General features: G+C 67.2%; 18 protein-coding genes. 2 read left to right on the top strand and 16 right to left on the bottom strand.

Features of this window, described 5'->3' with window-relative positions; translation table 11 throughout:
- Positions 1-27 precede the first annotated feature (27 nt).
- From VL129_RS13150 to selD, 6 genes are all read right to left on the bottom strand, one after another.
- Entirely contained in the window at positions 28-816 is a 789-nt protein-coding gene (locus VL129_RS13150; protein WP_325413404.1) for an acyl-CoA thioesterase, read from the bottom strand.
- 58 nt (positions 817-874) lie between these two features.
- Complete coding sequence (locus tag VL129_RS13145) at positions 875-2,842, bottom strand: transglutaminase TgpA family protein (RefSeq protein WP_325413402.1); 1,968 nt, start codon at positions 2,840-2,842, stop codon at positions 875-877.
- Positions 2,839-3,774, bottom strand: coding sequence for a DUF58 domain-containing protein (locus VL129_RS13140; RefSeq protein WP_325413401.1), 936 nt, complete (start codon positions 3,772-3,774; stop codon positions 2,839-2,841). The genes VL129_RS13145 and VL129_RS13140 overlap by 4 nt, the downstream gene beginning before the upstream one ends.
- Positions 3,774-4,667: an AAA family ATPase gene (locus VL129_RS13135; RefSeq protein WP_325413400.1), complete on the bottom strand. Its 894-nt coding sequence runs from the start codon at positions 4,665-4,667 to the stop codon at positions 3,774-3,776. Before VL129_RS13135 ends, VL129_RS13140 begins: the two co-directional genes overlap by 1 nt.
- A gap of 130 nt (positions 4,668-4,797) precedes the next feature.
- A complete protein-coding gene (mnmH, locus tag VL129_RS13130; protein WP_325413399.1) occupies positions 4,798-5,898 on the bottom strand; it encodes a tRNA 2-selenouridine(34) synthase MnmH in 1,101 nt (366 codons plus the stop codon).
- Positions 5,898-6,932 carry a selenide, water dikinase SelD gene (selD, locus tag VL129_RS13125; RefSeq protein ID WP_325413396.1) on the bottom strand — a complete coding sequence of 345 codons (1,035 nt, stop codon included), beginning with the start codon at positions 6,930-6,932 and terminating at the stop codon, positions 5,898-5,900. Before selD ends, mnmH begins: the two co-directional genes overlap by 1 nt.
- 135 nt (positions 6,933-7,067) lie before the next feature.
- Here selD and VL129_RS13120 point away from each other — a divergent pair, with 135 nt between their 5' ends.
- Positions 7,068-8,051, top strand: coding sequence for a patatin-like phospholipase family protein (locus tag VL129_RS13120; RefSeq protein ID WP_325413394.1), 984 nt, complete (start codon positions 7,068-7,070; stop codon positions 8,049-8,051).
- 129 nt (positions 8,052-8,180) lie between these two features.
- On the opposite strand, the gene VL129_RS13115 is transcribed toward VL129_RS13120, so the two are convergent.
- From VL129_RS13115 to VL129_RS13070, 10 genes are all read right to left on the bottom strand, one after another.
- The gene (locus VL129_RS13115; RefSeq protein ID WP_325413392.1) at positions 8,181-9,248 is read right to left on the bottom strand and encodes an AI-2E family transporter; all 1,068 of its coding nucleotides are present in this window, start codon (positions 9,246-9,248) and stop codon (positions 8,181-8,183) included.
- A 70-nt stretch (positions 9,249-9,318) separates the two neighbouring features.
- Positions 9,319-10,119 (bottom strand): DUF4892 domain-containing protein, encoded by an 801-nt coding sequence (locus VL129_RS13110; RefSeq protein WP_325413390.1) that lies wholly within the window; start codon positions 10,117-10,119, stop codon positions 9,319-9,321.
- A gap of 8 nt (positions 10,120-10,127) precedes the next feature.
- Positions 10,128-10,790, bottom strand: coding sequence for a glutathione S-transferase family protein (locus tag VL129_RS13105; protein WP_325413388.1), 663 nt, complete (start codon positions 10,788-10,790; stop codon positions 10,128-10,130).
- Between the two features lie 52 nt (positions 10,791-10,842).
- The gene (locus VL129_RS13100) at positions 10,843-11,706 is read right to left on the bottom strand and encodes an alpha/beta hydrolase (RefSeq protein ID WP_325413386.1); all 864 of its coding nucleotides are present in this window, start codon (positions 11,704-11,706) and stop codon (positions 10,843-10,845) included.
- The gene (locus VL129_RS13095) at positions 11,703-12,497 is read right to left on the bottom strand and encodes an alpha/beta fold hydrolase (RefSeq protein ID WP_325413384.1); all 795 of its coding nucleotides are present in this window, start codon (positions 12,495-12,497) and stop codon (positions 11,703-11,705) included. The genes VL129_RS13100 and VL129_RS13095 overlap by 4 nt, the downstream gene beginning before the upstream one ends.
- 105 nt (positions 12,498-12,602) lie before the next feature.
- Complete coding sequence (locus VL129_RS13090) at positions 12,603-13,043, bottom strand: hotdog fold thioesterase (protein WP_325413382.1); 441 nt, start codon at positions 13,041-13,043, stop codon at positions 12,603-12,605.
- Positions 12,988-14,715, bottom strand: a complete 1,728-nt coding sequence (locus VL129_RS13085; RefSeq protein WP_325413380.1) for an AMP-binding protein — start codon at positions 14,713-14,715, stop codon at positions 12,988-12,990. The genes VL129_RS13090 and VL129_RS13085 overlap by 56 nt, the downstream gene beginning before the upstream one ends.
- 144 nt (positions 14,716-14,859) lie before the next feature.
- Entirely contained in the window at positions 14,860-15,315 is a 456-nt protein-coding gene (gene sixA / locus VL129_RS13080; RefSeq protein WP_325413378.1) for a phosphohistidine phosphatase SixA, read from the bottom strand.
- Positions 15,312-15,647 (bottom strand): DUF4389 domain-containing protein, encoded by a 336-nt coding sequence (locus VL129_RS13075; RefSeq protein WP_325413376.1) that lies wholly within the window; start codon positions 15,645-15,647, stop codon positions 15,312-15,314. The genes sixA and VL129_RS13075 overlap by 4 nt, the downstream gene beginning before the upstream one ends.
- A 45-nt stretch (positions 15,648-15,692) precedes the next feature.
- On the bottom strand, positions 15,693-16,715 hold the full coding sequence (locus VL129_RS13070; protein ID WP_325413374.1) for an NAD(P)H-dependent glycerol-3-phosphate dehydrogenase: 1,023 nt from the start codon (positions 16,713-16,715) through the stop codon (positions 15,693-15,695).
- A gap of 133 nt (positions 16,716-16,848) precedes the next feature.
- On the opposite strand from VL129_RS13070, the gene VL129_RS13065 reads away from it, so the two are divergent.
- On the top strand, positions 16,849-18,807 hold the full coding sequence (locus VL129_RS13065; protein ID WP_325413372.1) for a TonB-dependent receptor plug domain-containing protein: 1,959 nt from the start codon (positions 16,849-16,851) through the stop codon (positions 18,805-18,807).
- The last annotated feature ends 3 nt before the right edge of the window (positions 18,808-18,810 follow it).

The following is an 18,810-nucleotide window of genomic DNA, read 5'->3' as shown; positions in this document are numbered from 1 at the left end:
TGCCTGGGGAAGCCCAGGCGCTTTCGCTCAGTCGAAGACCACTACGGTCTGGCGACTGATCGCCACCAGCTCGCCCCGGGCCGTCCAGAGCTTGGCAGCCACATGCCCGTAACCGTCGCGGGCATGCTCGATGCGCGCCTGGTAGAGGAAGTACTCGCCGACCTCCGCCACTGGCAGCGGCTGCATGAACTCTATGGTCCAGGTCAGCGAACTGCCCGGCGCCGGGCGCCGCAGGTGACTCAACAGGGCCGGCGGCCAGGCGTCCACCAGCGCCAGCAGCGCCGCCTCATCCACCGGTTGTTGGGGCGCTTCGCCACGCAAGCGCACCCAGCCCCCCATTTCCCGGGCTAGCGTGGCCGAAAATGGCAGGCCACCCTGGGCCCAGCTCATCTCCAGGTGGCGGGTGAACTCGGGCGTGATGCCCGGCAGATAGGGGAATTTCTGGCTGTCCTCCGGGGCTTTCAGCGTCGGCGCCGGCTCGGCGTCCACCACCACTGAAGACGGACGTCCGGCCCCGAAGCTGGCCTGCACCAGAGTCACCACCTCGCCGTTCTGCAGCGCCCGGCCCAGCAACTGGCTGACGGCGCGCCCCTCGCGCAGCACTTCGACCTCGATGCGCAGTGGCGTTTCACATTGCATCGGGGCCACGAAGGTGATGGCCAGCGAACGCACCGGGCGATCGGCCGGCGCCCGCTCCCGCAGGGCCCGGTAGACCAGCGCGGCGGCCAGGCCACCGAACACCGAGCGACCCTGCCCCCAGTGCGCCGGGATGCTGAGCTCGCTCGTCGGGGTTTGCATCAGTTGGAAAAAATTCATGGTGGTCTCCGTTCCTGAAGGCGCAGCTTAGCCAGCGAGGCGGCGCAACAAAAGCCAGTCAGCGCAGGCAACGACGCAACTCGGCCAGCGCCGCCCGCAGCGCACGCCGAGGTTGCGGCTGGCCAGCATAGCGGGCCTGCTCGAACAGCCGCGCAAAACCGAGGATCGGTTCGCGCTGTGCCGCCAGCACCTGGGCCGCCCGCTCCGCGAAATCGCGTGGCCCTTCCCCGCTGGCGCGCCGCAGGCCGTGCCGGGCCAGCAGCGCTTCGAAGCGTGCGTACAGGCGCGACAGGGGGTCCGCGCGGCGTCGCCAGGGCGCCAGCAGCCAGAGCGTCAGCAGGGTCAGCGGCACCGCCAGCGCCATCAGCATCAGCCCGCCGAGCGCGCGCCAATCGACTACGCCAAACCATTCCTTCAACAGACGCCACTGTTGCTCGGCCTGGTAGCCCAGCACCCAGCGCTGCCAGCCATAGTTGATACGTTCCCAGCCCAGGCGCAGGTCATTGAGCCAGGCGACATCCCGGTAGCGCAGCAGGTTCAGCGGCGCATCGGCCAGGAAACTCTGTTCCTCGTCGAGGGCTTGTTCCAGCCCCTGCTCGATGCGCTCGGGCGCCACCGCGAAGGTGGGATCGACGCGCTGCCAGCCCTGCTCCGGCTGCCAGTACTCCACCCAGGCATGGGCATCGAACTGGCGCACCGTGAGGTAGTTTCCGGCCGGGTTGTATTCTCCGCCCTGGTATCCCACCACCAGGCGCGCGGGTATGCCCGCGGCGCGCAGCACGAAGGTCATGGCCCCGGCATAGTGCAGACAAAAGCCCTTGCGGCTGGCGAACAGGAAGTCATCGACGATGTGCACGCCCAGCGGCGGCGGGCGCAGGCTGTAGACATAGGGCTGCTCGCGGAAATGCTCGAGCATGGCCTCCACCAGCGCCTGCGGCTGCTCATGCTCGGCGCGCAGCCGCCGGGCCCAGAGCCGCGCCTGCGGATTGCCCGCCTCGGGCAACTGCAGCGCGCGCTGCAAGGTGGCCGGTGGCGCCGTGATCTCGCGCAGCGCCGCCGGCCAGGAGGTGACCGGGTAGAGCAGCGGCTGATCCACCGGCCGCCAGTGCTCCAGCCGGAAGTCCGCGCCCTGACGCACCCGTGGCAGATCGGTCTGCGCCACCTCCAGGCCGTACAGCCAGGACCGGCCACTGGGTTCCATCACCACGCTGTAGCGCAGCGGCTCGCCACGCGCCCGCCACTGCGGCGCGCTCGGCGTTGCATTTGCGGCGTCCTGGCTCCATTCCCGGCCGTCGAAGCGCTCCAGGGTCAATGCGCGCCAGTACAACTCGCCACGCGGCGGTGGCGCGCCCTCGAAGCCGACCCGGAAGGCCAGCGCGCTGGACTGGCTCAGTTCGACGATATCCGCCGGCGCCATGCGGTCGGACAGGCCGCTCACGCCCTGCGGCTTGGCCTGGGGCAGCGACCATAACGGCCCCAGGCGAGGGAACAGCAGGAACAGCACCAGCAGCAACGGCAGCGCCTGCAGCAACAGCGTGGCGGCCAGGCGCAGGGTGGCACCGGGCTGCAGGGCCAGGCGACTTTGCTGCAAGCCGATCAGCGCCGCCACCAGCGCGGCGATGGGCAGCAGGCTGTAGAGCGCGGCCAGCAGGCCGGATTCGAACAGATAGCCGGTCACCAGCACGAAGAAACCGAGGAAGACCACCACCAGCGCATCGCGGCGCCGGCGCATTTCCAGCACCTTGAGGATGAACGCCGAAACCAGCAACGCGGCGGCGGCGTCCAGATCGAACCCGGCGCTGGACACCACCAGCCCGGCAACCACCGCCAGCAACAGCAGCCCCTTGAGCCAGGCCGGCGGGAACGCGGCACGCATGCGATAGACCTGGATTCGCCACAGCGCGCAGCCCAGCCAGATTGGCGCCAGCCATACCGGCAGGTGCGGCACGAACGGCAGGATGACCAGCACCTGCGCCGCCAGCAGCCAGCTCAATGCGATACGCGGCATGTCCCTGACCTGGCTCATGAGGCGAGCCCGTGCAGCGCCAGGGCGCGCAGGCAGGCCTCGCGATGTGCCGCGCCGCTCGCCGGTCCCAGGTGCCTTCCGCTCAGACGAAGCGCGAAGGGCCGGCCCTCGGCCGACAAGTGCAGCACCGCCTGGCACAGGCGCGACAGGCGCTCTTCCAGCGGGCCGGACAGGCTGTCCAGGTCCAGCAACCAGTCCCCGCCCGCCAGCGCGGCGAAGTCCTTCACCCGCAATCCCTGGCCCCGGGAGAAGGCTTTCCAGTCCACGCGCCGGATGCCATCGGCGGGCTGGTGCTGGCGCAGGCCGCGAAAGTCATCCACGCCCTCGCCGGCAGGCTGACCGCCCTCTTGGTCACCACCGGCGCGGCCGAGCGTCAACGGCCCGCTCGCCGGTTGCGGGTACACCAGTGCCCGCTGTTGCAGATCCACCCAGCTCCAGGCCACCCACAGCCCCAGCGGAAAGCGGCTTTCTACGCGCAGGCGCGGTACCGTCAGCCAGCCACGGCGTGGCGCCGCCAGCAACAGTTCGACGCGGGCCTGGCCATTGGAGGGAATGTCGACAAACACCCGCTCGCTGCGCGACCAGCCCAGGGCGATGGCCTGACGGGCACCGTCGGATTCCAGCAGCACCTGAAAGCCGGCGGCCTGCCCGGCGAAGGTGGCTCCGACGGAGCCGGCCCGCAGCTCGATGCCCAGCAGGGTGCGCCAGGTATGCAGCAGGGACACCAGCGCCAGCGACACCAGCAGGAAGCACAGCGCATAGGCCAGGCTGTTCTGGTAGTTGATCGCCACCAGCAGCATCGGCAGCAGCGCGCCGGCGAACAGCAGGCCGGCGCGGGTCGGCAGGATGAACACCTGGCGGCGCCCCAGGCGGATATGCCGTGCGGCCGGAACACGCCGCGCCAACCAGCGCTCGCTACGCAGGGCGGGCATCACAGCACCGGCACCTCGTCGAGCAGCCGTCGAATCTGCGCGCCGTCGCCGCCCAGACGGTGCCCCGCGACCGCCGGCAGCACCGCCTGCACGTCCTCGGGAATCAGATAATCGCGCCCGGCCAGCCAGGCCCAGGCCCGTGCCGCCGCCAGCAACGCCAGGGTCGCGCGCGGCGACAGGCCGCTACCGCTGGGTTCGTTCTGGCGAGTCGCCGTGGCCAGGCGCAGCACGTAATCCACCACCGCGCCGCTGGCATGCACGGCGCTCGCCGCCCGTTGCGCCTCGGCCAGTTCGCCGCGGGCGAGCAACGGCTGGATGTCCGCCAGCAGCTCGCGACGCGCGGTGCCCAGCAGCAGATCCCGCTCGGCCGCCGGCGCCGGATAGCCCAGTGACAGGCACATCAGAAAACGATCCAGCTGCGATTCCGGCAACGCAAAGGTGCCGCTCTGGCTGCTGGGATTCTGCGTGGCGATGACGAAGAACGGCGACGGCAGCGCGTGGGTGATGCCCTCGTGGGTCACCTGCCCCTCTTCCATCGCCTCCAGCAGGGCGCTCTGGCTCTTCGGCGTGGCGCGATTGATCTCGTCGGCCAGCACCAGCTCGGCAAAGATCGGCCCGGGATGGAAAGTGAAATGGCCGCTGCGCTGATCGAACACCGAGGTGCCGAGAATGTCGCCAGGCAGCAGGTCGGCGGTGAACTGGATGCGCTGGAAGCCCAGCCCCAGCACGCGCGCCAGGGTATGGCTGAGCGTGGTCTTGCCCATGCCGGGCAAGTCCTCGATCAGCAGATGCCCCCGGGCCAGCAGGCAGGCCATGGCCAGCCGCACCTGGGTTTCCTTGCCCAGCACCACCTCATTGATTGCCGCCAGGCAACGTTCCAGTTTCGTGCGCATGCAGCCTCCTTGGTGAGCGGTCGATGCTACTGACCACTCTGGGGCGGGCAAGGCCGCACGCGGCGATTCTGTGAACTGGCCAGACGCCTGGCCGTGCGGCGTGCACATTTTGCACGCCGCCGCGCGAACGCTAGCGGCAGGTCAGCCGCGACAGGTAATCGATGACGTCTTTGCGATTGCCGGTAAACACCACCCGCTCGCGCTTCTTTTCCTGCTGGAAGGCGTACATGGGGTCGTAGTATTCGCGCAGCAGACCATCGATCCAGGCCCGGTGCAGATCCACCGCCCCGTTTCTGGCCTGCTCGGCCAGCGCCTCGTCCATCAGCGCCATCAGACGCTGGGCACGCTCGCCGCCGAGGCGGCGCTGGATGTTCGACAGGCTCTGGCGCAGCCGCTCGGCGAACACCGGAAAGCCCTGTTCGGCGCCGTGCTGGGCGACGAACTCGGCCAAGAGGTCGATGACGTAATCCTTGAGGATGCGCTCGACGCGGTTCTCGAAGCTGTCCACCAGCCAGACCAGCGGGTACTCCTGCATGCCCTGGCACAGCGACACCGGCAACGAGCAGCTGCCGACCATGCGCCCCTCGTCTTCCAGCACGAAATGCTCGATGCCGGCGGCACGCTTCTTGAGGATGTCGATGGCCAGGCGGTTGTCGAAGTCGATCTGCGCCGGCTGCGGCGTGGCGTGGCGGCCGAAGCTGGAGCCGCGATGGTTGGCGTGGCCTTCCAGATCCAGCGCGCTGGGCAGCTGCGCCAGGACTTCGGTCTTGCCGATGCCGGTGTAGCCGCCGAGTACCACGAAACGGCACTCGGCCACGGCCTGTTCGGTGGTGTCGATCAGGAAGGTGCGCATCGCCTTGTAGCCGCCAACCACGCGCGGATAGTCGATGCCCGCCTCGCTTTTCAGCCACTGCTGGACGATCTGCGAACGCAGACCGCCGCGGAAGCAGTAGAGGTAGCCTGCGGGATTGGCGCGGGCGAAGGCCGCCCAGGCCGCGATGCGCTGTTCCTTGAGCGCGCCGGACACCAGGTGGTGGCCCAGGTCGATGGCCGCCTGCTGCCCGCGCTGCTTGTAGCAGGTGCCGACCTTCTCGCGCTCGGCATCGTCCATCAGCGGCAGGTTGATGGCCTGCGGGAAGGCGCCCTTGTGAAACTCGATCGGCGCCCGCGCGTCCATCAGCGGCCGGTCGTTGAGGAAGATGTCGCGGTAGTTACTGCTGTTGTCTCGCATCAGATCACCTGGACCGAGTATTGCTGTCGCTCCGTCAGTTCGCCGATGGGCGAAAGGCTCATACCCAGCTCGGCCGCCACGGAGAGGAATTCCGCCTCGCCTTCCGGGGCCACCGCCACCAGCAGGCCACCCGAGGTCTGCGGGTCGCACAGCAGCAGCTTGTGCAGCTCCTCCAGGGGGGCGGCCCGCTGGCCATAACTGTCGAAGTTGCGATGGGTGCCACCGGGCACGCAGCCCTGTTCGAGGTAGTGCTCCACCGCCGGCAGGCGCGGCACCCGCTCGAACGCCACACGGGCCGACAGGCCGCTGCCGTCGGCCATTTCCAGCAGATGGCCGAGCAGGCCGAAGCCGGTGACGTCGGTCATCGCCTGCACCCCGGCCAGCCTGCCGAAGCGGCTGCCGGCGCGGTTCAGGGTGCACATCAGGTCGCGGGCCACGCCGACATCCTCGGCGCGCAGGGCGGCCTTCTTTTCCGCCGTGGTGTAGATGCCGATGCCCAGCGGCTTGGTCAGGTACAGGCGCGCGCCGGCCTGGGCCGTGTCGTTGCGCTTGAGGTGACGCTTGTCCACCAGACCGGTGACCGCCAGGCCGAAGATCGGCTCCGGCGCGTCGATGGAGTGCCCGCCGGCCAGCGGGATGCCGGCGGCCTCACAGGCCGCCCGGCCGCCGGCCACCACCTCGCGGGCCACTTCCGGCGCCAGCACGTTCACCGGCCAGCCAAGGATGGCGATGGCCATCAGCGGGTCGCCGCCCATGGCGTAGATGTCGCTGATGGCGTTGGTGGCGGCGATGCGCCCGAAGTCGTAGGGATCGTCAACAATGGGCATGAAGAAATCGGTGGTGGAGACCACGCCGCGCTCGCCGTCGATGCCGTAGACGGCGGCATCATCCCGCGAGGCGTTGCCGACCCACAGGGCCGGGTCGAGGTTCTGCGCGCCGCTGCCGGCGAGGATCACGTCGAGAACCTTCGGGGAAATCTTGCAACCGCAGCCGGCACCGTGGCTGTACTGGGTCAGGCGAATGGTCTCGGGCATGGTGTCTCCGGGCGAGGGTTCAGATCGGGGCGGGGATTCTAGCGCCCCGCGGGGCTTCCTGTCCGCGCCGACATCGGGCTTGGCGACGACAGAGGCGCCACGCTATCGTGAGCCCTTTTTACGCGAGGGAGCGGCATGAGCAAGCGGGTGGCACTGGTACTGGGCTCGGGCGGGGCGCGCGGTTACGCCCATATCGGCGTCATCGAGGAGCTGGAAGCGCGCGGCTACGAGATCACCTGCATCGCCGGCTGTTCCATGGGCGCGGTGGTGGGCGGCATCTACGCGGCCGGCAAGCTGCCGGAGTACCGCGCCTGGATCGAAAGCCTCGACTACCTGGACGTGCTGCGCCTGGTGGATGTGAGTTTCTCGCTGGGCATGATGCGCGGCGAGAAGGTCTTCGGGCGGATTCGCGAAATCCTCGGCGAGGTGAACATCGAGGATCTGGCGATCCCGTTCACGGCGGTGGCCACCGACCTCACCAACCAGCAGGAAATCTGGTTCCAGGAAGGCGACCTGCACCAGGCGATGCGCGCCTCGGCGGCGATTCCCAGCATCTTCACCCCGGTGGTGCAGGATCAGCGCACCCTGGTCGATGGCGGCCTGCTCAACCCGCTGCCCATCGTGCCGGTGGTCTCCAGCCACAGCGACCTGATCGTGGCGGTCAACCTCAACGCCGCCGGGCATCGCCATTACCGCCTGCCGGAGATCGAGCGACCCCCGGCGATGCGCAACCGTTTCGAAGGCATGCTCAACCGCCTGCCCTTCATGCGCACCGGCAATGGCAACGGCCATGCGCCAAGCGCCCCTGAGGAAGCCAATCCGGAAGCCCAGCAACCGATCGCCGCGCCGCTCAAGGGCGGCTCGCCGCGCTCGGCCAGCGGCACCCGCGTCGTGGATCAGGTCGGCCCGGCCTCGCTGCTGGAACTGGTCAACCAGAGCTTCGAGGCCATGCAGACGTCGCTGGCCCAGTACAAGATCGCCGGCTACCCGCCGGACATCCTGATCAACGTGCCACGCAAGGTCTGCCGTTTCTTCGACTTCCACCGCGCCCAGGAACTCATCGCGCTGGGCCGGCAGATCGCCAGCGACACCCTGGACAGTTACGAAGACACGATCTGAGACCACCGTGCTTTTGTAGGAGGGGCTTCAGCCGCGACGCTTGCGCATGCCCCAGAAGCTCGCGACTGAAGTCGCTCCTACCGGACCTGCGTGGCGGCCGGAAAAGCGCCGGCAGCCCTCGCCCCTCGCTTACGGTGTAGGGCCGGTTTCCGAGGCCTTTTCCTCCTCGGCCTTGCCCACCCAGTCGCTGAGCAGGCTGTAGGCCACCGCCAGCAGGGTGGGCCCCAGGAACAGGCCCATGAAGCCGAACGCCAGGATGCCGCCGAACACCCCAAGCAGCACCACCACCAACGGCAGGTTGCCGCCACGGCTGATCAGGTAGGGCTTGAGCACGTTGTCCACACCGCTGATCACGAAGGTGCCCCACACCGCCAGGAAGATCGCCATGCCGTAGCTCTCCTGCCCCACCAGCCACACGGCGGCGGGAATCCACACCAGCGGCGGCCCCATGGGAATCAGGCTGAGGGCGAAGGTGAGCAGCGCCAACGGCAGCACCCCGGGCACCCCGGCAATGGCCAGGCCGACGCCCGCCAGAGCCGCCTGCGCCGCGGCGGTGCCGATCACCCCATTGACCACGCGCTGAATGGTGGCTGCCACCAGTTCCAGATAGTGCTCCGCGCGCCGACCGATCAGGCGCTCCAGCACGCTGTGCGCGAAGGCCGAAAGACGCGGGCCGTCGCGATAGAAGAAGAACACCAGCACCAGACTCAGCGCCAGTTCGATCATGCCTCCGGCGATCTGCGCGCTGCGCGCCAGCAGCCAGTTGCCCAGGAAGCCCAGGTGCGGACGCAGGGTATCGAACAGCGCCGCACCCTGCTCATCCAGCTCGCGCCAGCTTTCCCGCAGCCAGTCGCCGATCAGGGGAAGCTCCCCCAGCCACGCGGGGGCCGGCGGCAGGCCGGCGCTCTGCAGGTCATGGATCAGCGCATTCAGATCGCGAATGTGATTGGCCATGTTCAGCCCCAGCAGCACCAGCGGCACGGCCACCAGCAGCATCCAGCCGGCGGTCAGCGCGGCGGCGGCCACCGTCTGGCGGCCAGAGAACCAGCGGGTCAGCAGGCGCATCAGCGGCCAGGAAGCGAACGCCAGCACCGCCGCCCAGAACAGGGCGGACACGAAGGGTGCCAGCACCCATAGGCTGGCGCCCAGCAGGCTCAACAGCAGGATCTGAATCAGCAGGCGATCATTGCTCATCATCGGAGGTCAGCCGCTCCCGGCGGCGCAAGGGGAAGCGGGCCACGCGCGGCCCGGGTACGCATGGGATGCATCAGCGCAGCAGTTCGATACGCAAGCCTTGGTCACCATTCGCCGCCAGCTCCAGACGCCCGGCGCGCACACGGCCCGCCACCAGGGCGTCGCGCCAGGCCGCCGCTTGCGGGCCGGCCAGGCTGACCCGCAGGGTACTGTCCAGGTTCAGGGCGCGCACCAGCAGTCGTACCCACTGTTCATCCGGCTCGCCCGACAGGTCGGGCAGCGCCAGGGTGCCGTGCTCGCGCAACTGGCGCAGCAGCGTGGCGGCGCTGGGCAGCAGCACGCCCAATGGCGCGTCGGCGTCCAGGCGTTCGGCGTGCAGATAGGCACGGCGGTTGCCACGGGTGATCATGTACAGCGCCAGCAGGCTGTCGGCGCGGGGTTCGTCCAGGCGCAGCAGCAGGTAGCCCTGCTGGTTGTCCGGCCCGTACAGCCGGGCGTTGCCGAAGATGCTGTTGGCCCACAGGCTGCTGGCGCCGCAGTCGCGGCCCTCGCACCAGTAGAGCAGTTGGGCGCCCTGCTCGATGAGCGTCAGCCGGGCCTGAGCGAAGGCCTCTTCCAGATGACCTTCATCGGGCAGTTGCCAGGTCAGCGCCGTCAGCTTGCCGCTGACCTCGACGGACTGATCGATGCGCAGACGTCCGCTGATCCGGCTGATCGAGCTTTGCGGGTAGACGCGCTGGACACCCTCTGTCTCGCGTGCCTCGCTCAGTTGCGCCTGTTGCGGGGTCGGCAGCTCGGGCAGGCGCACCTCCGCACTGGCGAGCGGCATGGCGATCAGGTTCAGCAGCAGCGCGGAAAACAGAAACTGACGCATCCGTGCCCTCACCGGGTCAGGATCGATTGGGCAGCCTTGACCTGTTCGGCCTCGGCCTTGTCGCTCGGCGGCACCTGCAATCCGCGCTGCACGGCGGGCCGGGCTTCCAGCGCGGCCATCCAGCGTTGCAGATGGTCCAGGCCATCGACGCTCACGCCGGCCCAGTCGTGGATGCGCACCCAGGGAAAGGTAGCGATATCGGCGATGCTGTAGTCGCCGGCCAGGTATTCCACCTGGGCGAGACGGCCATCCAGCACTTCATACAGACGACGGGTCTCGTGCTGGTAGCGCTCGATGGCGGCGGGAATCTTTTCCGGGAAGTAGCGGTGGAAGACGTTGGCCTGGCCCTGCATGGGTCCGACGCCGCCCATCTGGAACATCAGCCACTGGATCACCGTGGAGCGGCCCTTGAAGTCGCTGGGCATCAGGCGCCCGGTCTTCTCGGCCAGGTAGATGAGGATGGCGCCGGACTCGAAAACGGCGAAGTTGTCGTTGTCGCGGTCAACGATGGCCGGGATGCGCCCGTTGGGGTTGATCTTCAGGTACTCGGGCGCCTTCTGTTCCCGATTGGCGAAACTGAGCGCATGCACCTCGTAGGGCAGGCCCAGTTCTTCGAGGGCGATGGACACCTTGAAACCGTTCGGGGTATCGGCCGTATACAGATCAATCATGGCTGCTCTCCACTCACAATGGACTGCAGCCTCGCCAGTTGGCCCCCGCAAGTCAAGGCGCGGCAAAGGCTCGATTGAAACAGTCTGCGACGGCCTGTGCGCCGGTTTCGTCGTCCAGGTGCAGGTGATGCCCGCCGGGCAGGCGATGAATAGTGAATGGCAGCATGGTGAGCCACGCCATCAACCGCGGTTCACCCACCAGCATGCCCTGCTCGGCCAGCACCAGGTCCACCGGGCAGCGCAGCGCCTCGACGAAGGCGCGCGCATGGGAGCGGGTCAGGCGCAACGGGCTGGGCAGGGTGAGCCGCGCATCGGTGCGCCAGGTGTAACCGCCCGGCACCGGCATCAGTCCACGCGCGGCCAGCAGCTCGGCCGCTTCCCGGGAGACATCCCCGACGCCCTTCATGCGCGCCTCGACGGCCTGCTCGATGCTCGCGTAAACCGGCTTGCGCTTGTCGCGCAGGTCCAACTGCGCCTGCAGCGCCTCGCCGAGTTTCTGCGGCGCCTGCTCGGCTTCGCCGACATAGGGCACCAGGCCGTCGATCAGCGCCAGGCGCTCGACGCGCTCGGGCATCGAGGCCGCCAGCATCATGGAAATGATCCCACCCAGCGAATGGCCGAGCAGCGAGAAGCGCTGCCAGCCCAGCTCCTCGGCCACCAGCAGCACGTCCATGACGTAGTCCCACAGCTGGTAGCCGGCGCCAGCGCCGCGATGCGCGGAGTGTCCGTGCCCGGCGAAGTCCAGGGCGACGATGCGCAAGCCCTGCAGCCTGGGCGCCAGACGGCTGAAGGTGGCGGCGTTGTCCAGCCAGCCATGCAGGGCCAGCACCGGCCGGCCATCCTCGGGGCCGTACAGGTGCGCGGCCAGTTCGACATGGGGCAGGTTGAGGCGGATTTCTTCGACCCGGGCGGTCATGGGGCTTGCTCCTCCCAGCGCTGCAACAGGCCGCGCAGCAGTTCGGCGGTGTGTTGCGGGTGTTCCAGTGGAAACATGTGGCCGCCCGGCACCGACAGGCATTCGCCACGCGGCAGCCGCTTGGCCAGACGAGTGTGATGGGGCAGCACCGTACGGCTGTGACGGCCATGCACCATGGCCAGCGGCACGGCCAGACGGCGCGGCTGGTCCGGCACACGGTGTGGCACGCTGCGGTAGATGTCGATTTCGGTGGCCGGATCGAACTTCAGGCGCAGACCCTGGTCGGCGGGCACCAGACCATGGCGGATGTAATCGTCCAGGCAGTCGGGATCGAAGCGACGAAACAGCGTCTTGCCGGCGAAATAGCGTCGGGCTTCCTCGGGGTCGTCGAACCTGTCCCGACGGCCCAGGCTGCGACCCGCCGGGGTCAGCCGGTCAATGAAGCCGAAACGCTTGGCAGCACGGATGGTTAGACGATCGACCAGCGTCAGCGCGGGCGAATCGAGCATCACCACGCCCCGATACAGTTCCGGCCGGCGCAGCGCGGCATGCAGGTGCAGGATGCCACCCAGCGAATGTCCGACGCCCCACACCGGCCCGTCGAGCCGTTCCAGCGCCGCGATCAGCTCACCGACCAGGTTGCCCCAGTTGTCATCCACCGGAAAGCGCGGATCGTGACCGTGCTGTTCCAGGCGATGAATACGGTAGGCGGGTTCCAGCCCGGCGAAGAGCTTGCGGTAGGTTTCCGAGGGGAACCCATTGGCATGGGCGAAGAACAGGTCACGGGACATCGGCGAGGCTGGCGACAGGGAAACAGGCCGGAATTGTTGCCTCCCGGCCAAGCGACGGCAACGGCCGGAAGCGCCGCGCAGGACGACACTCCGGCCAAGCCGCTGTCAGGCCGGCGGCGTGGCGGCGTGAGGTACCACTGCCACGGTCAGCCGCGCAATACAGCTCGGCTTGCCGTCATCCCCGTGCAGGCGGATATCCCAGACATGGGTGGTGCGGCCCAGATGCACCGGTCGGGTCACGCCGGTGACCCGGCCGCTGCGCAACGCGCGCAGGTGGTTGGCGTTGACCTCCAGACCCACGCAGTGGTGGGTCTGCGGATCGATGCACAGGTAGCTGGCCATCGATCCCAGGGTTTCGGCCAGCACCACCGAGGCGCCCCCATGCAGCAAGCCATGGGGCTGGCGGGTACGCCGGTCGACCACCATGCTGGCGGTCAGCGAGTCGTCGTCAACCGCCTCGAAGCGGATGTCGAGCAACTCGCCGATGGTGTCAGCCAGCTGGGCTGTTAGCCGCTCGAGGTCCGGAGTCCGCTGCCAGATCGCCATCACCTGTCTCCTTGCTTTCATGCCAGAGAACCGCCTGGCCATGATCACCCCACTGTTCGAAACAGCTGCCGTAATGACGCTCGATCATGGCGCGGCGAATCTTCAGCGTAGGCGTCAGGAAGCCGTTTTCCACCGCCCACAGGTCGCCGATGATCACCAGTCCCTTGAGCTTCTCGTGCTTGTCGAGCCGCTCGTTGACCTGTTCAAGCAGTTGGCGCAGGTGCTCCTCGACCCCGTCGCGTTCCTGCGTCTTGCCGGCGTCCGACAGCACGCAGAGCGCCAGCGGCTGCGGCAGGCCGTCGCCGATGACGCACACCAGCTCGATCTGCTCGTGTTCCGCCAGGCGGTTCTCGATGGGCGCGGGCGCCACGTACTTGCCCTTGCTGGTCTTGAAGATTTCCTTGATGCGTCCGGTCAGCCGCAGGTAGCCCTCGCCATCCTGCTCGCCCTTGTCGCCCGTGCGCAGGAAGCCATCCTCGGTGAGGGTTTCGGCGGTCATCGCCGGTTCCTTGTAATAGCCCTGCATGACCGCCTGGCTGCGGACCTGCACTTCGCCCTCGGGGCTGATGCGCACCTCCACGCCCGGATTGCCGCGGCCGATCCAGCCCGGCTTGCGCAGCCCGGGGCGGCCGACATGGGAATAGCCGCAGTTCTCGGTCATCCCGTAGACCTCGTTGATCTCCAGGCCCAGGCGGCGATACCAGCCCAGCAGCGACTCGGGCACCGGCGCGCCGCCGGAAAACCCGGCGCGCACGGCATCCAGACCCAGCCCGGCGAGGATCTTGCGCTTGAACACCCCGCCGAGGATCGGCAGCTTCATCAGCAGGTCCACACGGCGCGGCGACATGCGGGTGAACACGCCGTGCTGGAACTTGGTCCAGATGCGTGGCACGGCGAAAAACAGCGTCGGCCGGGCGCGGCGGATATCGTGGATGAAGGTGTCCAGGCTCTCGGCGAAGAACACCGTCTGGCCACCGTAGAAGGACGCCACCTCGACAAAGATGCGTTCGGCCACATGGCACAGCGGCAGGTAGGAAAGTCCGCGATCCTCCTCACGCACAGCAAACAGGTCCACCGCCTTTCTGCCGGTGAAGCCGAAGTTGCCGAAGCTGTGCATCACGCCCTTGGGCACGCCGGTGGTGCCGGAGGTGTAGATGATGGTGGCCAGCTGGCTGGCCCGGGTGGTTGGGCTGTCGGTGATCGGCGCGCAGGCCTGCAGGTCGCTCCACAGGTGATCGAAACGACCGGTCGGGCGCAGCGGCAGACCGACCGTGCGCACGCCTTCGGGGACCCCGGGCGCCATGGCCGGCCAGTCATCCAGCTTGCCGATGAAGGCCACGCTGGCTTCCGAGTGCTCGAGGATCTGGCGTACCGATTCGGCAGTGAGGTTGGGGTAGAGCGGAACGGAGACGTGCCCCGCCATCCAGATCGCCAGGTCGGCGATGATCCAGTGGGCACAGTTCTTGGAAATGATTGCGATGTGACTGCCCGGCGCCAGCTCCAGCTGACGCAGCCAGGCCGCCGCGCGGCGCGCCTGTTCGCCAACCTGTCCCCAGGTCAGCTCTTCGATCTGTCCGCCCACCTGGGGCTGGATCAGGTAGCGACGCTCGGGGTGTCGTTGTTCGCGCCAATAGAATTGCTCAAGCGGCAGCAATGGTTGCGTGGTGGCCACCTGCGTCCCTCCGGATTTCTTGTTGTTATTTTTAGTCTACCAAGCACTTGCTTGGTTAATGTTTCACGGTAGGACCGATTGCGCAAGCAGGCACAACCGGCGCAAGCGAAATCTGCGCCGGCTGTACACACGCAATTGGCGAATTCAGCGCGGAGACGGGACGATGCGCTCCATGCCGCCGGCGAGCAGGTAGTCACCCTGCAGGCCGAGCAGCGCCGCAGTGCCCATGGGCAGCGGCGATTGGCGATGACCGTGCAGCAGCAGGCCGGCCAGAGAGCCCACGAAGGGCTGGTGGGTGACCACCAGCAGCTCCGCTTCGGGACGCCGGAACAGCTGATCCAGGGCGTCGGCCGGATCACTGTCGGGGGTCAGCCACGGCTGGATTTCCACCACGCCGGGGTAATCCAGCGCCTGGGCGACCAGCTCCGCGGTCTGCCGGGCACGCAGGTAGGGGCTGGCCAGAATGGCTTCCAGCGGACGTCCGCGCAGCCGACCGGCGCTTTCCAGCACTTCCTGGCGGCCCTGTTCGGTCAGCGCCCGCAGGGCATCCTGCGGGGCGAAGCGTTGCGCTTCGCCATGGCGCAGCAGCCAGAGCCTCATGCCCGGGGCGGGGTGTCGACCGGGGCCGGCGGGACCGGATCGATGTCCCGCTCCGGATCGCGCGCTTCCGGCCAGTCGGCAAACGGCCAGGGCTTGCGGTCGCTGTGGAAGCTCGCGAAGCGACCGATCTGCGCCAGGTAGCGGCTCAGGCGGTCGCCGAAATCCATCAGTGCGCCGTTCGGCTCACCCTGCACCAGGCGCACCAGCAACTGCGCGACCACCAGGCAGAGCAGCACCAGCTCGGCAACCTGCCAGACAATGACGAATACCAGCATCCACAGCACGCGCAGCAACAGGGCTTCGCGGCGCAGCTCGGCTTTCGGGTCCTGCATGCTCAAACTCCTTCGAAAGGGGGCCGGGCGGCATGCCCGGTCCGGTCAGAAACCACTGCTCGGGATGAAATCCACATCGGTCTTGGGATCGCCGCGCATCAGCGCCTCGCTGACCTGATCCACCGTGCGACCCTCGAACAGGATCGCGTGCAGTCCGGCCACCAGCGGCATGTAGACGCCCATTTCCTCGGCCTTCTCCTTGAGCACCTTCAGGGTATTGACGCCCTCCGCCACTTCGCCCAGGCGGCCGACCGCCTCGTCGAGGGACAGGCCCTGGCCGAGGGCGTAACCCACCTGATAGTTGCGGCTCTTGGGGGAGAAACAGGTGACGATCAGGTCACCGACACCGGCCAGGCCCAGAAAGGTCATCGGGTTGGCGCCCAGGCGCACGGCGAAACGGGTCATTTCCGCCAGAGCGCGAGTCACCAGCATGCTCTTGGTGTTTTCCCCGGTGCCCATGGCGGCGGCCATGCCGGACATGATGGCGTAGACGTTCTTGAGCGCGCCGCCCAGCTCGACACCAAAGCGGTCGTTGCTGGCGTAGACGCGAAAGGTGCGGCCGTGCAGCGCGTCCTGCACGCGCCGGCAGAGCTCCTCGTCGGTGCTGGCGATGACGCTGGCGGTCAGGGCATGTTCCGCCACCTCACGGGCCAGATTGGGACCGGACAACACGCCGATGCGGGCCTGGGGTGCGATGTCCTCGAGGATCTGGCTCATCAGCATGAAGCTCTGGGCTTCGATGCCCTTGGTGGTGCTCACCAGCAGCTTGCCGCTCAGCGCCTCGGCCACCGGCTGCAGCGCCTGGCGCAGCGCGCCGGAAGGCAGCGCCACGAACACCAGCTCGCAGGCGGCCAGCACCTCGCGCAGGTCGCTGCAGGGCTCGACGTTGTCATGGATCCGGATGCCGCGCAGATAACGGGGATTTTCCCGCTCGCGACGCATCGTTTCCGCCTGCACGGCATCACGCATCCACAGTCGCGCGATCTGACCGTTTTCCGCCAGCAGATTGGCGATGGCCGTGCCGAAGCTTCCCCCGCCCAACACCGCAATGGGCTGTCGTTCTGTCATTCTTCTCTCTCCAGCCACCTCGTGGCGATGGCGCATTATACGGAGCGTTGCCACCTCGGACAGTCCCACCTTGCCCGGGGCACCACCGTCTCGGTTAACATGCCGGCCTTTTCAGCCTGAAACGAGTCGTACCGTGCCATCGCCCGGATTCGCCAGAGCGCTGCCCCTTTGCCTGGGGCTTACCCTGACCAACCTTGCCCCCGCCCACGCCTTCGAGCTGTTCCTCGGCAGCCCGGAGCTGCCCGAGGTGCTAACCGCCACGCGCCTGCAGCAATCGCCCGCCGCAGTTCCTGGCAGCATCAGCGTGCTGGACCGTGAGCTCATCAAGGCGAGCGGCGCGCGGGAACTCACCGAGCTGCTGCGGCTGGTGCCGGGAATGCTGGTGGTGCCGGAGGGCAATGCCACCCACGTCAATTACCACGGTGGCCTGATCGCTGCGGCGCGACGCCTTCAGGTGCTGGTAGACGGCCGCTCGGTGTACCGCCCGGCATTGGCTCAGGTCGACTGGGTGGACATCCCTGTGGCGCTGGAAGACATCGAGCGCATAGAGGTGTTTCGCGGGCCGAACACGGTCAGCTACGGCGCCAATGCTCTGCTGGGGGTGATCAACATTATTACCCGATCGCCGAGCGACAGCCTGGGAACGCAGGTGACCTACACCTCCGGCAAGCGCGGCATCAAGGACTGGTATGCCCGCCATGGGTTCGGCTGGGAAGATGGCTCGATGCGCGTTTCGCTCTCGGGCTTCGAACATGACCGCTTCGACACGGATAATTTCGGCCGGGACTTCGAAGACAGCCAGCGCCTGTCGCGCTTCAATCTGCGCGCCACTCATGAGCTGGACCGTCAACACTCTCTGGATTGGCAGCTGGCGTTCAAGGATGGCATCAATCAGGACAGGAATTACGCTTTTAACGACTACCCAGACAAGCTGCCCCCACAGCTTAACATTTACGCCCGCGACTATGCCGCCAGCCTGCGCTGGAACATTGATCTCTCGCCGACTCACAGCCTGTACGTACAGAACTCGGCCCAACACTGGGCACGCATCAAGGAGTGGCGTACCTGCTTTGAATATGCGACATCAACAATCTGTGGCGATGTAAACGAGAACAGCCGCGAAACCCGTTACGACCTTGAGGTGCAGGACACGCTGAGCCTCAGCGATACGCTCAGACTGGTCAGCGGAGCCAGCTACCGCCACGATGCTGTTACCTCGGAGACCTACTTCAAAGGCTCGCGCCACAAGGACATCACCCGGTTGTTCGGTCACTTTGAATGGTATGCAGCACCGCAATGGCTGCTGCAAGGCGGCGCATTGTACGAATACGACACCATGATCGGCGATTCACTGTCGCCGCGCTTGTCCCTCAATTACCTTCCGCACCCAGCACACGGCCTGCGAGCGGTCTACGCCGAGGCGGTGCGCTCACCCGACATGTTCGAGGAAGCGGCCGACGCGCAATACTACATTCGCAATCTGAACCCCAAACTGTTCGGGCAGGCTGCCGCCTATCTCCCGGAACGTCTCCTAGCACCCGGCGGCCTTTCGCAGGAAAGAATCGCGTCCCGGGAACTCGGCTACAACGGCCATTTTTCCAGTCTGGGCCTGCATCTCGACTTGCGCCTGTTCGACGAAGAAATCACCGAACTGCTTACGTTCTGGCCGGGGAGCGATCCCATGCCCGCCAGTAATGATGATCGCCTGAGCTTTCGAGGCTGGGAAACCGAGGCCAATTGGCACCTTGGGTTAAGTGATCGTTTGAGGCTGAGTTACGCCTATATCGAGCACGAGGCCACTCATTGGCGCGACATCAAGCTGACCCCTCGGCACAGCGGCTCGTTCAGCTGGCTGAGCGACTGGAGCCACGGTTGGAGCAGCAATGTCACTTACTTGGGCGCCAACAGCCTCAACGGGCATCGATTCGAGCGTGTCGACCTGAACCTCGGCAAGCGGCTGAATCTCGGCTCCACGCGCCTGGAACTGAGCGGCACTTGGCAGCAGCGACTGGACGACAACCCCCTCGGCGGAGCCAACACCAACTATCGCCAACGCCACGTCTACTGGCTGACCGCAGGAGTAGAACTCTGACTC

Origin of the sequence: Pseudomonas sp. (assembly GCF_035497915.1) — a bacterium.
In the GTDB taxonomy this organism is placed as follows: domain Bacteria; phylum Pseudomonadota; class Gammaproteobacteria; order Pseudomonadales; family Pseudomonadaceae; genus Serpens.
This window is presented reverse-complemented; position numbering and strand designations above follow the sequence as displayed.

Excerpts from the sequence above, each read along its gene's own strand:
- sixA (WP_325413378.1), bottom strand. The coding sequence starts at position 15,315 with ATGAGGCTCTGGCTGCTGCGCCATGGCGAAGCGCAACGCTTCGCCCCG.
- VL129_RS13075 (WP_325413376.1), bottom strand. The coding sequence starts at position 15,647 with ATGCAGGACCCGAAAGCCGAGCTGCGCCGCGAAGCCCTGTTGCTGCGC.
- VL129_RS13110 (WP_325413390.1), bottom strand. The coding sequence starts at position 10,119 with ATGCGTCAGTTTCTGTTTTCCGCGCTGCTGCTGAACCTGATCGCCATG.
- VL129_RS13120 (WP_325413394.1), top strand. The coding sequence starts at position 7,068 with ATGAGCAAGCGGGTGGCACTGGTACTGGGCTCGGGCGGGGCGCGCGGT.
- VL129_RS13095 (WP_325413384.1), bottom strand. The coding sequence starts at position 12,497 with ATGTCCCGTGACCTGTTCTTCGCCCATGCCAATGGGTTCCCCTCGGAA.
- VL129_RS13100 (WP_325413386.1), bottom strand. The coding sequence starts at position 11,706 with ATGACCGCCCGGGTCGAAGAAATCCGCCTCAACCTGCCCCATGTCGAA.
- mnmH (WP_325413399.1), bottom strand. The coding sequence starts at position 5,898 with ATGCGAGACAACAGCAGTAACTACCGCGACATCTTCCTCAACGACCGG.
- VL129_RS13150 (WP_325413404.1), bottom strand. The coding sequence starts at position 816 with ATGAATTTTTTCCAACTGATGCAAACCCCGACGAGCGAGCTCAGCATC.
- VL129_RS13070 (WP_325413374.1), bottom strand. The coding sequence starts at position 16,715 with ATGACAGAACGACAGCCCATTGCGGTGTTGGGCGGGGGAAGCTTCGGC.
- VL129_RS13115 (WP_325413392.1), bottom strand. The coding sequence starts at position 9,248 with ATGATGAGCAATGATCGCCTGCTGATTCAGATCCTGCTGTTGAGCCTG.
- VL129_RS13135 (WP_325413400.1), bottom strand. The coding sequence starts at position 4,667 with ATGCGCACGAAACTGGAACGTTGCCTGGCGGCAATCAATGAGGTGGTG.
- VL129_RS13140 (WP_325413401.1), bottom strand. The coding sequence starts at position 3,774 with ATGCCCGCCCTGCGTAGCGAGCGCTGGTTGGCGCGGCGTGTTCCGGCC.
- VL129_RS13090 (WP_325413382.1), bottom strand. The coding sequence starts at position 13,043 with ATGGCGATCTGGCAGCGGACTCCGGACCTCGAGCGGCTAACAGCCCAG.
- selD (WP_325413396.1), bottom strand. The coding sequence starts at position 6,932 with ATGCCCGAGACCATTCGCCTGACCCAGTACAGCCACGGTGCCGGCTGC.
- VL129_RS13145 (WP_325413402.1), bottom strand. The coding sequence starts at position 2,842 with ATGAGCCAGGTCAGGGACATGCCGCGTATCGCATTGAGCTGGCTGCTG.
- VL129_RS13105 (WP_325413388.1), bottom strand. The coding sequence starts at position 10,790 with ATGATTGATCTGTATACGGCCGATACCCCGAACGGTTTCAAGGTGTCC.